Source organism: Curtobacterium sp. MWU13-2055 (assembly GCF_023242305.1).
GTDB lineage: Bacteria > Actinomycetota > Actinomycetes > Actinomycetales > Microbacteriaceae > Curtobacterium.
The window spans coordinates 801,806-814,767 of the sequence record NZ_JALLIO010000001.1; the positions used below are offsets into that span (position 1 = coordinate 801,806).

The 12,962-nt window shown below is 68.8% G+C and carries 11 protein-coding genes; 2 read left to right on the plus strand and 9 right to left on the minus strand.

Annotated features, from left to right (window positions below; translation table 11 throughout):
- Position 1 precedes the first annotated feature (1 nt).
- The 6 genes from M4960_RS03670 to M4960_RS03695 all read right to left on the minus strand — a co-directional run bounded on the left by M4960_RS03670 (position 2) and on the right by M4960_RS03695 (position 5,713).
- On the minus strand, positions 2-1,414 hold the full coding sequence (locus M4960_RS03670; RefSeq protein WP_123292497.1) for a cytochrome ubiquinol oxidase subunit I: 1,413 nt from the start codon (positions 1,412-1,414) through the stop codon (positions 2-4).
- Positions 1,415-1,688: 274 nt separating this feature from the next.
- Entirely contained in the window at positions 1,689-2,609 is a 921-nt protein-coding gene (locus M4960_RS03675; RefSeq protein WP_248703473.1) for an ABC transporter substrate-binding protein, read from the minus strand.
- Positions 2,606-3,334 carry an ABC transporter permease gene (locus tag M4960_RS03680; RefSeq protein ID WP_111085762.1) on the minus strand — a complete coding sequence of 243 codons (729 nt, stop codon included), beginning with the start codon at positions 3,332-3,334 and terminating at the stop codon, positions 2,606-2,608. The genes M4960_RS03675 and M4960_RS03680 overlap by 4 nt, the downstream gene beginning before the upstream one ends.
- Positions 3,331-4,047, minus strand: a complete 717-nt coding sequence (locus M4960_RS03685) for an ABC transporter permease (protein WP_123292494.1) — start codon at positions 4,045-4,047, stop codon at positions 3,331-3,333. The genes M4960_RS03680 and M4960_RS03685 overlap by 4 nt, the downstream gene beginning before the upstream one ends.
- Positions 4,044-4,967, minus strand: coding sequence for an ABC transporter ATP-binding protein (locus M4960_RS03690; protein WP_123292493.1), 924 nt, complete (start codon positions 4,965-4,967; stop codon positions 4,044-4,046). Before M4960_RS03690 ends, M4960_RS03685 begins: the two co-directional genes overlap by 4 nt.
- Before the next feature lie 215 nt (positions 4,968-5,182).
- The gene (locus M4960_RS03695) at positions 5,183-5,713 is read right to left on the minus strand and encodes a TetR/AcrR family transcriptional regulator (RefSeq protein WP_248703474.1); all 531 of its coding nucleotides are present in this window, start codon (positions 5,711-5,713) and stop codon (positions 5,183-5,185) included.
- A gap of 256 nt (positions 5,714-5,969) precedes the next feature.
- Here M4960_RS03695 and M4960_RS03700 point away from each other — a divergent pair, with 256 nt between their 5' ends.
- Positions 5,970-7,034, plus strand: coding sequence for an App1 family protein (locus tag M4960_RS03700; RefSeq protein WP_248703475.1), 1,065 nt, complete (start codon positions 5,970-5,972; stop codon positions 7,032-7,034).
- 122 nt (positions 7,035-7,156) lie between these two features.
- Positions 7,157-9,088, plus strand: a complete 1,932-nt coding sequence (locus tag M4960_RS03705; protein ID WP_248703476.1) for a glycoside hydrolase family 15 protein — start codon at positions 7,157-7,159, stop codon at positions 9,086-9,088.
- 102 nt (positions 9,089-9,190) lie between these two features.
- Here the strand turns inward: M4960_RS03705 and M4960_RS03710 are convergent, their stop codons facing one another.
- The 3 genes from M4960_RS03710 to ctaD all read right to left on the minus strand — a co-directional run bounded on the left by M4960_RS03710 (position 9,191) and on the right by ctaD (position 12,955).
- Positions 9,191-10,564, minus strand: a complete 1,374-nt coding sequence (locus M4960_RS03710; RefSeq protein ID WP_123292491.1) for a glucose-6-phosphate dehydrogenase — start codon at positions 10,562-10,564, stop codon at positions 9,191-9,193.
- 233 nt (positions 10,565-10,797) lie between these two features.
- Positions 10,798-11,214, minus strand: coding sequence for a cytochrome c oxidase subunit 4 (locus tag M4960_RS03715; RefSeq protein ID WP_248703477.1), 417 nt, complete (start codon positions 11,212-11,214; stop codon positions 10,798-10,800).
- A 4-nt stretch (positions 11,215-11,218) separates the two neighbouring features.
- Positions 11,219-12,955 carry a cytochrome c oxidase subunit I gene (gene ctaD, locus M4960_RS03720; RefSeq protein ID WP_173168381.1) on the minus strand — a complete coding sequence of 579 codons (1,737 nt, stop codon included), beginning with the start codon at positions 12,953-12,955 and terminating at the stop codon, positions 11,219-11,221.
- Positions 12,956-12,962: the final 7 nt, after the last annotated feature.

The window sequence follows — 12,962 nt, forward strand, 5'->3', positions numbered from 1 at the left end:
CTCAGTACACCGTCACTTCGTGCTTGACCTCGCCGGTCTCCTCGTCGACCTCTGCCGGAGCGGCAGGGCCCTCTTGCGCGACCTTCTTGATGAGCTTGAACTCGACCACCGCCAGCGAGCCGTAGATCACGGTGAACACGACGAGCGAGATGAGGACCTCGAGCCCGGTCACGTTCGGCGAGACGCCGTCGCTGGTCTTGAGCAACCCGAACACGAGCCACGGCTGGCGACCCATCTCGGTGAAGATCCAGCCGACGATCATCGCGGCCATCGGGAGCGGGACGGTCCAGGTGGCGACGCGCCAGATCCAGCGCTTCGTCGGGAAGCGGCCCTTGCGGGTCAGCCAGAGGCCGGCGAGCGACACCATGACCGCACCGACGCCGAGCGCGATCATCCAGCGGAACGACCAGTAGGTCACCCAGATGATCGGCTTGTAGTCGCCGGGCCCGTACACCTGGGTGTACTGCGCCTGCAGGTCGTTGATGCCCTCGACCGTGCCGTTGAAGGTGTGCGTGGACAGGAACGACAGCAGGTAGGGCACCCGGATCGAGAACAGTTCGTGCACGCCGTCGGGGGTGCCGAGGGTGAAGATCGAGAACGAGGCGTCCTTGCCGGTCGCCGTGTTGTACAGCGCTTCGGCTGCGGCCATCTTCATCGGCTGGGTGTCGACCATGGTCAGGCCGAGCTGGTCGCCGGTGAGCACCGTCAGGGCGCCCGCCGCCACCATGGTCCACATGCCGAACTTGAGCGCCGGCATCATCGTCTCGAGGTTCTGGTTCCGCGCCAGGTGGTAGGCGGCGACCGAGATGATCACTGCTGCGGCGACCATGAAGCAGGCGAACAACGTGTGCGGGAAGGCGGCGAGGGCGACCTTGTTGCCGAGGACCGCCCAGATGTCGGTGAGCTCCGCGCGGCCCTTGGCCTCGTTCATCGAGAAGCCGACCGGGTGCTGCATGAACGCGTTCGCGGCGATGATGAAGTACGCCGACATGATCGTGCCGGCGCTGACGCACCAGATGCTCGCCAGGTGCAGTCCCTTCGGCAAGCGGTCCCAGCCGAAGATCCAGACGCCGATGAACGCGGCTTCGAAGAAGAAGGCCAGGATCCCCTCGAGCGCGAGCGGGGCGCCGAAGACGTCACCGACGAAGCGCGAGTAGTTCGACCAGTTCATGCCGAACTGGAACTCCTGCACGATGCCCGTCACGACGCCCATCGCGAAGTTGATCAGGAAGATGCGTCCGAAGAACCGGGTCAGCTGCAGGTAGTGCGCGCGACCGGTCCGGTACCAGGCAGTCTGGAACACGGCCACCACGGCGGCCATGCCGATCGTCAGCGGGACGAAGAGGAAGTGGTAGATGGTCGTCAGACCGAACTGCCACCGCGACAGGATGAGCGGGTCGAGGAGGTCGGTCATGCGGCACTTCCCAGTCGGGTCGCCGCGCGCAGTCGGTGCACGTCAGTGTCTTCCTGTGGAACGGATACATCAGATGTCACAGCCGTTGGGACTCTTCAACGGTACCGCGTCACCGCCGACTTCGACAACTTGTAGAAATGTTCCGTGCACGAACGTGCAAGGGTGTTGCACGGCACAACCGTGCGGCACGGATGTGCCGGTTCCCGCTCCGCCGAACGACGACAGGCGCCGGGCAGTTGCCCGACGCCTGTCGTCTAACGCACGAGGACTGCTGTTACAGCAGGCCCTCGTCGGTCAGGAACTCCTTGGCGATGGTGGACGCCTTCTCCTTGTCCGCCGTGCTCTTGGTGTTGAGCTCGATCAGGGCCTCGGGCGTCAGCTTCTCGTTGACCGAGTCGATCGCGTCCGCGGCCTTGTCGTTCACCTTGTCGGAGACGACGGGGATGACGTTCTGCGGCAGGATCAGGTTCTCCGGGTCCTCGAGCGTGACGAAGTCGTTCGCCTTGATGCTCGGGTCGGCGCTGTAGATGTCGGCGAGCTGGACGGTGCCGTCCTTCAGCGCCTTGACCGTCAGGGCCCCGCCGGAGTCCTCGACCGCCTTGAAGTCGACGTCGACGCCGTAGACCGACTTCAGGCCCTTCGGACCGTACGGACGGGTCTGGAACTCGGAGTTCGCACCGACGGTGAGCTTCGACGTGACGTCCTTCAGGTCAGCCAGGCTCGTCACGTCGTTGTCCTCGGAGAACTTCTTCGTGACGGTGTAGCTGTCCTGGTCGGTCGCCTCGGCCTCGTCGAGCACACGGAGACCCTTCGGCAGCGCCGACTCGAGGCCCTTGTCGATCTCGTCCGCGGTCTTCGCGTCGGACTTCTTGTCGAAGTACTGCAGCAGGTTGCCGCTGTACTCGGGCATGACGTCGATCGCGCCCTTCTCGAGCTGCGGGATGTAGACCTCGCGCTGCCCGATGTTGAAGTTGCGCTTGACCTCGAAGCCGTTCTTCTCGAGGACCTGTGCGTACAGCTCGGCGATGATCTCGTTCGAGTAGTACTGCTGCGAGCCGACGACGATCGTCTTGGAGTCGGACGACGCGCTGGAGCCGCTGTCGAGCGGGTCGCTCGACGCGCAGCCGGTCAGGGCGGCGGCGACGCCCAGTGCGAGCGCTGCTGCGACGCCCGCACGGATCTTTGCTGTGATCACGATGGATTTCCTTCCGGGATGGGATTGCGGGCTCGCTCGCGCGATCCCTGGCGCTGCCGGGCCGACGGGTCGGCGGTGCCCTTGGGCACCGACGCCCGCTGCAGCACGGCGAACACGATCTCGAACGCGATCGCGAGTGCGATCACGAGGATGGAGGCGCCGAGCATCTCGGCGTAGTCCTGGGTCTTCAGACCGAGGAAGAAGTAGCCGCCGAGGCCGCCGGCGCCGACGTAGGCGGCGAGCGTGGCCGTGGCCACGACCTGCAGCACGGCTGCGCGGAAGCCGCCGATCAGCAGGGGCAGGCCGAGCGGGACCTCGACCTTCCACAGGATCTGCCAGCCCGTCATGCCCTGGGCCTTGGCGGCGTCGACGGTCACCGGTTCGACCGACTCGATGCCCGAGTACGCACCGGCCAGCACCGAGGGGATGGCGAGCACGACGAGCGCCAGGAGCGGAGCCTGCAGGCCGATGCCGAGCAGGAGTCCGAACAGGGAGAGCACGCCGAGCGTCGGCAGTGCGCGGATCCCGCCGGACACGGCGATCGAGAAGCCACGTGCGCGGCGCGTGTGGCCGATGGCGTACCCGATCGGCACGGCGATCACCGAGGCGATCACCACGGCGAGCAGCGTGATCCAGATGTGCTCCCAGAGGCGGCCGGGGATCGCGTTGTACCCGGAGTAGTTGGTGGGGTCGAAGACCCAGGCGAAGGCCTGTCCGATGATCACGAGGCGACCTCCGCTGCTTGCAGGACACGGCGGGTCCGGCGGCGCGACACCGAGGTCGTCCGGGTCCACGGCATGACGATCCGGCCGAGCAGCACCAGGATCCCGTCGAGCACGAACGCCAGGACGAGGACCATGACGATGCCGGAGATGATCTCCTCGTAGATCCCGCGGCCGAGGCCGTCCGTGAACAGCGAGCCGAGGCTCTGGATGCCGAGGACGGCGCCGACGGTCGTCAGCGAGATCGTGGACACCGAGACCACCCGCAGCCCGGCGAGCAGCACCGGCCCGGCCAACGGTAGTTCGACGCGGAAGAAGCGCTGCGCCGACGAGTACCCCATCGCGGTCGAGGCCGACTTCGTCCCCGAGTCCACCGAGGTGAGCCCGTCGACGGTCGACCGGACCATGAGCGCGAGGCCGTACAGGGTCAACCCGATCACGACGTTGACCGGGCTCTGCAGCCCGGTGCCGATGATGCCGGGCAGTGCCACGAACAGCGCCAGGGACGGGATCGCGTAGAGCAGACCGGCGAACGTCACGATGCCGCTGCCGACACCCGAGGCAAACCGCGATCCGCCGGGGCGCTGGAGTCGGACGACGAGCCAGCCGATGGGGATGGACAGCAGGAACGCGATGATGATCGGCGGGATGGCGATGGCCAGGTGCGCGACCGTGGCGTCACGGATCGTGTCGAGGTTCGCGAGGACCCACTTCACCGCGTGCCCTCACCCTGCGCCGGAGCACCCGGGGCGTCGAGCGACGCTCCGGCCTGGTTCGATGCGGGGTCGGCCTGCACCGCTGCGGCGGCGTCGACGACGTTGACCGGTCCGGTGAGGACACCGGCTGCACGCCCGTCGCCGTCCACGACGATGGGGCCCGTGGGGGTGTGCTCGACGCGCAGCGACCGACGCCCACGGCCGACGCCGATGAAGTTCGCGACGAAGTCGTCCGCCGGCTCGGCCAGGATCTCGGACGGCGTGCCCTGCTGGGCGATCTCGCCGCCCTTCTTCAGGATGACGACCTGGTCGCCGAGCTTGAACGCCTCGTCGATGTCGTGCGTCACGAACACGACGGTCTTGCCGAGTTCACGCTGCAGGCGGATGAGCTCGTCCTGCAGGTCGTTGCGGACCAGCGGGTCGACGGCGCCGAAGGGCTCGTCCATGAGCAGGATGTTCGGGTCGACGGCGAGGCCGCGGGCCACACCGACGCGCTGCTGCTGTCCGCCGGACAGCTGGGACGGGTACCGGTCGGCGAACGCCCGGTCGAGTCCCACGGTGTCCATGAGCTCGAGCGCACGCGTGCGGGCGTCGGCCTTCGACACCCCGGTGAGCAGGGGAACGGTCGCGATGTTGTCGACGACCTTGCGGTGCGGCAGCAGACCGGAGTTCTGCATGACGTACCCGATGCTCCGCCGGAGCTTCACGGGGTCGACGCCGGAGACGTCGGATCCGTCGATCTGCACGGAACCCGAGGTGGGGTCGACCATGCGGTTGATCATCCGGAGCAGCGTCGTCTTGCCGCAGCCGCTGGAGCCGACGAAGACGGTGGTGGTCCGGGACGGGATCACGAGGTCGAAGTCGTCGACCGCGGTGGTGCCGTCCGGGTAGGTCTTTCGTACCGAGCGGAACTCGATCATGGGTGCCCTTCTGTTCGGAGGTAGCCCGACTCCGGATGAGAGTACCCGTCGGGTCCGACAGCGGTTCACCCGTTCCGGCACGCGGCGCGTCCCGGACAGGTGCGCACCGCCGTGAACCGGACCGAGCGCACGACGGAACCAGCGCGGACGACGACGCCCGCGCCTCCTGTTCGGAAGCACGGGCGTCGTCGGATGGGTGCGGGACCCCGCGGCGGTCAGCCGGCGGCGACCACGGACTCCATGTGGGCACGGCTCATCGTGCGGTACTCGGCGATGAGCGCCGTGTCGGGGTGCTCGCGGTCGCGGTGGGCCCGCGCCAGCACGGCGTGGCCGGACTCGGCCAGCACCACCCAGGCACGTGCGATGCGCTCGTTGTCGGGCAGCCCGAACCGGTCGCGCATGATCTGCCCGACGGCGGCGCCGAGCGCTCCCATGCGGTCCTCGGCGTCACCGGTGCCGGTGTCCGCGGTGTCGCCGAAGCGGATCGCGCGGAAGCCGGGCTCGGTGCGGTACAGCTCGGCGGTCTCGTCGATCAGCGCGTCGCAGGCCTGCTGCCAGGTCTCCGCGCCGCTCGCGTCGAGCGCCGCGACGAAGCGCGCGGCGAGCCGCTGCGTGCAGCGGATGGCGAGGGCGTCGACCACGGCGATGCGGTCCGGGAAGTAGCGGTAGACGGTGCCGATGGACGCTCCGGCCCGCTCGGCGACCATCGCGGTCGTGAGTCGCTCGAACCCGATCTCGTCGATCACCGCGGCAGCAGCGTCGAGCAGACCCGCGAGGCGCGCCGAACTGCGGGCTTGGACCGGCTCGTTCCTGAGCAGTGATGATCCCCCCGGCAGAGCGTTCGTTACCTCGGTGACGAGCACGTGTTCTCCTCTTGCGCTCCAGCGCGGTTCGTTGGTGTGACGAGGACGATTTTCGCAGAGACCGGCTGGAACATGGCTGCGACTCACCACAGGTGCCGCGGGACGTGGACTTCCGGGTCCTGCATGGGATGATGGGGCGATGCCCGACCCGACGCCCCACGAGCCGTCGTTGGCCGAGCCGCTCCTGCACCGCGCGGCCCGCATCGAGGACGCCGTCCAGGAGTTCCGCGAGCACCGCGCCCGAAGCCGTGGCCTGGTCCCGACCGTCGTCCCCTACACCGGCTACGGCGCTCCCGGATGGGTCCGCATCCTCTGCCGCGTGCTGCTGACCCGCCGTGGCCTCGCCTCCGACGTCTCGTACGCCGGTGTCCGCGGGTGGAAGAGCTTCACGAGCGTCGCGGTCGACCACGCCGAGGTCACCGTCACCGCCGGTGGGGTCTCGCACGTCGTCGAGACCGACCGTGGCGGGGTCGTCGACACCATCGTGCCGATCGACCTCGAGCCGGGCTGGCGCACCGTCCGGTTGTCGGCCGGCGGCGGGCGCGACGTCGAGGCGGACGTGTTCGTCGTGCACCCCGACACCCGCTTCGGGCTGCTGTCCGACATCGACGACACCGTCATGGTGACCTCGCTCCCCCGTCCGATGCTGGCGGCGTGGAACTCCTTCGTCCTCACCGAGCACGCCCGCCGCCCCGTGCCGGGCATGTCCGTGCTGTACGAACGCGTGCAGGCGCAGCACCCCGGCTCCCCGACCGTGTACCTGTCCACCGGTGCCTGGAACGTCGCGCCGACCCTGCAGCGCTTCCTGACCCGCAACATGTACCCGTCCGGCACGCTCCTGCTCACCGACTGGGGCCCCACGCACGACCGGTTCTTCCGGAGCGGACAGCTGCACAAGCAGCAGAACCTGCGGCGCCTTGCGAAGGACTTCCCGGACGTGCAGTGGCTGCTCGTCGGCGACGACGGCCAGCACGACGAGTCGCTGTACGGCGAGTTCGCCCGCGAGCACCCGGAGAACGTCGCGGGCGTCGCCATCCGACAGCTGTCCACGAGCGAGGCGGTCCTGGCCGGCGGACGCTCCCGGGCGCAGGAACGCTCCCGCGACACCTCGGCGCCGTGGGTCTACGCGCCCGACGGTGCCGGGCTCTGGTCCGAACTCGCGCGGGTCGGGCTCGCCGAGGCGGACGGCTCCGACCCGGCCTGAGCGAGGCTTCAGGCACACCGACGGCACACTGCCGCCAGACGGCCGACGGCACACGGCCGCCAGAGGGCCGGCGGCCCGTCCGCGCGGCCACGACGCTCGGCCTCCGGGTGTTCGATCGGGGCATGAGCACCGACACGGACCGGACCGCCGACACCGAGCGAGCACCCGCGCCCCCCGCGACTCCCCCGAACCTGATCGAGGACCACGCCGTCATCGGCGACACCTCGACCGCCGCACTCGTCGGCCGCGACGGCACGATCGACTGGGCGTGCCTGCCGCGGTTCGACAGCGCCGCCACGTTCGCCTCGCTGCTCGGCACCGAGGACCACGGGCACTGGACGCTCCGACCGACCGACCCCGCCGCGACGGCGCACCGGAAGTACCGAGGCGACACCCTCGTCCTGTCGACGGTCTGGACCACGGCGGACGGTGCCGTCGAGGTGACCGAGTTCATGCCCGTCGGCGCGCACCGGCCGTCCATCGTCCGCCGTGTCCGAGGACTGAGCGGCTCGGTCGAGGTGCAGCAGACCCTGCGGATCCGGTTCGACTACGCCCTCGCGCTGCCGTGGGTGCGCCAGATCGGCGGCGACGAGGACCCGGCACTGCTCGCCACCGCCGGCCCCGGGTCGGTCATCGTGCGCGGCCCGCGCTTCCGGGCCTCGGACCACCGGCACACGGCCACCGCGACGATCCACGACGGTGACGTGCTCGACACCGTCCTCACCTGGTACCCCTCGCACCGCGAGCCCCCGGAGCCCGTCGACGTCGACGCCGAGCTCCACCGCACCGTGACGTGGTGGACCGACTGGATGGCGACGGCGCGCACCGAGGGTCGCTACGCCGACGCCGCCCGCCGTTCGCTCTTGCTGCTCCGCGCGATGACCCACGGCGAGACCGGCGGCGTGGTGGCCGCCGTGACCACGAGCCTGCCGGAGGACCCGGGCGGGGAACGCAACTGGGACTACCGCTACGTCTGGCTCCGCGACGCCTCCCTCGCCCTCGCCTCGCTCATCGCGCACGGCTACCGCGACGAGGCGGCACACTGGCGCGGCTGGTTGCTCCGCGCCATCGCGGGCGACCCCGCCGACGTGCAGATCATGTACGGCATCGCCGGGGAGCGCGAACTGCCGGAACGGGAGCTCCCGCACCTGCCCGGGTACGCCGGCTCGACGCCCGTCCGGGTCGGCAACGGCGCGTACACGCAGTACCAGGGCGACGTGTTCGGCGAGGTCCTGGCCGCCCTGCACGACGCCCGCGAGCTCGGGGTCGAGGAGAACGCCGACTCGTGGGCCCTGCAGCGCGCCCTGCTCGGCTACGTCGAGGAGCACTGGCAGGAGCCCGACAACGGCATCTGGGAGATGCGCGGCCCGCGACGGCACTTCACGCACTCGCGCGCGATGATCTGGGCCGCGTTCGACCGTGGGGTCGCCGCGGTCGAGGAGTTCGGTCTCGAAGGGCCCGTGGACCGCTGGCGCACCCTGCGCGACCAGGTCCGGGCCGAGATCGAGCAGCACGGCTGGAACGCTGCACGGGGCAGCTACCGGCAGCACTACGACACCGACGAGGTCGACGCGAGCCTGCTCGTCCTGCCGCAGATCGGGTACGTCTCCGCCCACGACGCCCGCATGACCGGCACCGTCGCCGCCATCGAGCAGGACCTGTCCACCGGCTCCGACGGTCTCGTGCTGCGGTACCGGACGTCGTCGGGGTTCGACGGGCTCACCGGGGCGGAGCACCCGTTCCTGGCGTGCTCGTTCTGGCTGGTCGAGCAGTACGCGGCCTCGGGCCGGATCGACGACGCCGAGCGCCTCATGGACGTGCTCGTCGGGTACGCCAACGACGTCGGCATGCTCTCCGAGGAGATCGACGTCGCCACCGGACACCACGTCGGCAACACGCCGCAGGTGCTGTCGCACCTGACGCTCGTGTCCGCGTCCGACGCGATCGCGCGGGCGCGCGGCGCGTCGACCGGGCACCGCACACGGTTGCCCGTGCACGACGGCGGCACCCGCTCGTGGACCGGCGAGGGCGAACGGGCGGGCACCCCCGCATGACGCGGTGGTCCTGACCACGAAACGGACGGGAGGCACGGTGCCAGCTGGCACCGTGCCTCCCGTCCGCAGTTCCGCCCGTTCAGGGCGCGACGGTCACGTCCGTCAGGACGACGACTCCCAGTCCGCCGGGCCGCGCGAACCGGCGCGGTACTCCTCGAGCGGGACCTCGTCGGCCTTCCAGGCCTTGACGACCGGCTCGACGATCTCCCAGCAGCGCTCGGCCACGTCGCCGCGGATCGAGAGCAGTGGGTCGTCGTGGAAGATGCCGTTCAGGACCTCGCCGTAGGGGGTCAGCTCGCCGTCGCTGAACGACGACGACAGGGTGACCTGGCCCATCTCGAACGGGTTGCCACCGCCGTTGGCCGACACGGTCAGCTCGATCTCGTCCGGGTTCAGGACGATGCGGAGCGTGTCCGCCTTCGGGCGACCGCTCAGGCCGGAGGGCAGGCGCGTGACCGGCTTGAAGGTGATCAGCACCTCTTTCCGGCTGTTGCCGAGTGCCTTGCCGGACCGCAGCGTGAACGGGACGCCCTTCCAGCGGGCCGTGTCGACCTCGACCGAGATCTCGGCGAGCGTCTCGGTGCTCCGCGACTTGTCGACGCCGTCCTCGTCCTGGTACGACGGCAGCTCCTTGCCGTCGATCGTGCCGGCCGTGTAGACGGCACGGCGCGACGCGATCTTCGCGTCGTCGCCCTTGAGCCGCGTCGAACGGAGCACCCGGGCCAGGGACGAGCGGAACTCGACCGCGTCGATGTCCGCCGGGGCGTCCATCGTCACAATGCCGAGGATCTGCAGCAGGTGCGACTGGATCATGTCGACCATTGCGCCGGCCTCGTCGTAGTACTGGGCGCGGTTCTCGAGACCGAGGGTCTCGTCGTAGAAGACGTCGACCTTCTCGATGTTGTCGGCGTTCCAGATCGGCTCGAACAGGCGGTTCGCGAAGCGCAGACCGATGATGTTCAGGACCGTGGTGCGTCCGAGGAAGTGGTCGGTGCGGTGCACGCGCTCTTCCGGGACCAGCTTCAGCACGGTCTCGTTGAGGGCCTGGGCGCTCGCGACGTCGGTGCCGAACGGCTTCTCGAAGGCGAGGGTGGTGCCGGCGGGGAGCTCGACCTGCTGCAGTGCCTCGCAGATGTCGGAGGCGATCTGCGGGGGCAGGGCGAAGTAGAGGATCGGCTCGGCCTCGGCCGCGTCGAGCAGTGCCGTGAGGTGCTCCGGGTCGGTGGGGTCGCCCTGGATGAACTGGGTCGACGCGAGCGTGGCGTCGACCTCGGGTCCCTTGACGTCCTGCGACGCGAAGGATTTCGTGACGATGTCCTTCCACTGCTCCTCGCTGCGGGCGCTGCGGCCCGTGCCGATGAGCTGGACGGGAACCGCTCGACCGCTCTGCAGGAACGTGCCGAGGCCCGGCAGCAGCAGGCGGGAGGCGAGGTCGCCCGTCGCGCCGAAGATGATGAGGGTGCGCTTGTCGGTCACCTGAGGTGACTCCTTTCGCTGTGGTGGGAGGTCCGCTCCAGTCAAGCCGCGGGCGGGCCCGTTTGTTCCGGATCGGGGACCGGAGATCGTGGGGCGCTGTGGTGTGCAACGCCGGGTCGTGCGCTGCGTTGGCAGCGCAGGGTCGTGTGCTGTGGTCGTGCAGCGCCTGGACGCACTTCGGGCGGCACCGGATGTGGTGCCGCCCGAAGTGTCAGGTGCGTTGCAGCGTCAGGTCAGTGCCCGAAGTTGCCGCGGTAGTACTCGTAGACCCAGCCGACCAGGGTGACCGCCACCAGGGCGAGTCCGATCGGGACGATCCACAGCCCGGCTGCGACACCGAGGAAGCAGACGGCGACCGCTGCTGCCAGCAGGATGGGCCACCACGACCACGGGCTGAAGTGCCCGAGCTCGGCGTCGCCGTCCTCGATGTTTGCATCGGGGCGGTCCTCGGGCAGCACGCCGCCCTGGGACGCCATGACCTTGCCGAGGTAGAAGGCGATGAACGCGGACATGATGCCGGTCAGGCCGATCGCCACGGTGCCGACCCACTCCGGGTGGCCGTAGTAGATCATTGCCCAGATCGTGTACGCGGCGTCCGCGAGGATGAAGAACCCGAAGAGGATCCAGAACAGGTTGGTGTTCGCGCGCATCGGCTTACTTCACCTCGCCCTTCGCGGCGTCGTAGGTCGGGGCATCCGGGGCGTCCTTCGCGGGGCCGACACCGATCGGCACACCTGCCTCGGGGTGGTTCAGGTCGAAGGCCGGGGACTCGGAACGGATCCGCGGGATCGACGTGAAGTTGTGGCGGGGCGGCGGGCAGCTGGTGGCCCACTCGAGCGAGCGGCCGTAGCCCCACGGGTCGTTCACGGCGACCTTCGGTGCGTTCCGGGCCGTCACGTAGACGTTGAAGATGAACGGGAGGAACGAGATCGCGAGGATCATCGAGCCGATCGTCGACAGCTGGTTCATCCAGGTGAAGCCGTCGTTCGGCAGGTAGGTCGCGTAACGACGCGGCATGCCGATGACGCCCAGCCAGTGCTGGATGAGGAACGTGGTGTGGAACCCGATGAACAGGAGCCAGAAGTGGATCTTGCCGAGACGCTCGTTGAGCATCTTGCCCGTCCACTTCGGCCACCAGAAGTAGAAGCCGGAGAACATCGCGAAGACGACGGTGCCGAAGACCACGTAGTGGAAGTGCGCCACGACGAAGTACGAGTCGGACACGTGGAAGTCGAGCGGCGGCGACGCCAGGATCACACCGGTGAGGCCACCGAACGTGAACGTGATGAGGAAGCCGACGGCCCAGAGCAGCGGGGTCTCGAAGGTCACCGAGCCGCGCCACATCGTGCCGACCCAGTTGAAGATCTTCACGCCGGTCGGGACCGCGATGAGCATCGTCATGAGCGAGAACCAGGGCAGCAGGACGCCACCGGTGACGTACATGTGGTGCGCCCAGACCGTGACCGACAGGGCCGCGATCGCGATGGTCGCGTAGACGAGGGTCTTGTACCCGAAGATCGGCTTGCGGCTGAAGACCGGGAAGACCTCGGACACGATGCCGAAGAACGGCAGCGCGATGATGTACACCTCGGGGTGCCCGAAGAACCAGAACAGGTGCTGCCAGAGCAGCGCACCGCCGTTGGCCGGGTTGAAGATCTGGGCGTCGAACACCCGGTCGAGCCCGAGGCCGAACAGCGCGGTGGCGAGCACCGGGAAGGCCATCAGCACGAGCAGCGCCGTCACGAGGGTGTTCCACGTGAAGATCGACATGCGGAACATCGTCAGACCCGGGGCACGCATCGTGATGATGGTGGTGATGAAGTTCACCGCGCCGAGGATCGTCGAGAAGCCGGTCATGCCGAGTCCGAAGACCCAGAGTGTGCCGCCGAGCCCTGGTGTGAACGTCGTGTCACTCAGTGGCGCGTAGGCGAACCAGCCGAACGAGGCCGCACCCTGCGGGGTGAGGAAGCCGCCGACCGCGATGAGCGAGCCGAACAGGTAGAGCCAGAACGCGAAGCCGTTGAGTCGCGGGAAGGCGACGTCGGGAGCACCGATCTGGAGCGGCATGATCGCGTTCGCGAAGCCCGAGAAGAGCGGCGTCGCGAACATCAGCAGCATGATCGTGCCGTGCATCGTGAAGAGCTGGTTGTACTGCTCCTTCGTCGCGACCACGTGCAGGCCGGGCTCGAACAGCTGGGCACGGATGACCAGGGCCATCACACCCGCGAGCAGGAAGAAGACGAAGGACGCGATCAGGTACATGTACCCGATGGTCTTGTGGTCGGTGGAGGTGATCCACCGGACGATGATGTTGCCCTTCCGGCCCACCTTCGACGCCTGGAAGTCCGGCGAAGCAGTCTGGGTCGGTTGGCCGACGAAAGACGTTGTCATCTGACGA

Excerpts from the sequence above, each read along its gene's own strand:
- M4960_RS03670 (WP_123292497.1), bottom strand. The coding sequence starts at position 1,414 with ATGACCGACCTCCTCGACCCGCTCATCCTGTCGCGGTGGCAGTTCGGT.
- M4960_RS03690 (WP_123292493.1), bottom strand. The coding sequence starts at position 4,967 with ATGATCGAGTTCCGCTCGGTACGAAAGACCTACCCGGACGGCACCACC.
- M4960_RS03700 (WP_248703475.1), top strand. The coding sequence starts at position 5,970 with ATGCCCGACCCGACGCCCCACGAGCCGTCGTTGGCCGAGCCGCTCCTG.
- M4960_RS03705 (WP_248703476.1), top strand. The coding sequence starts at position 7,157 with ATGAGCACCGACACGGACCGGACCGCCGACACCGAGCGAGCACCCGCG.
- M4960_RS03715 (WP_248703477.1), bottom strand. The coding sequence starts at position 11,214 with ATGCGCGCGAACACCAACCTGTTCTGGATCCTCTTCGGGTTCTTCATC.
- ctaD (WP_173168381.1), bottom strand. The coding sequence starts at position 12,955 with ATGACAACGTCTTTCGTCGGCCAACCGACCCAGACTGCTTCGCCGGAC.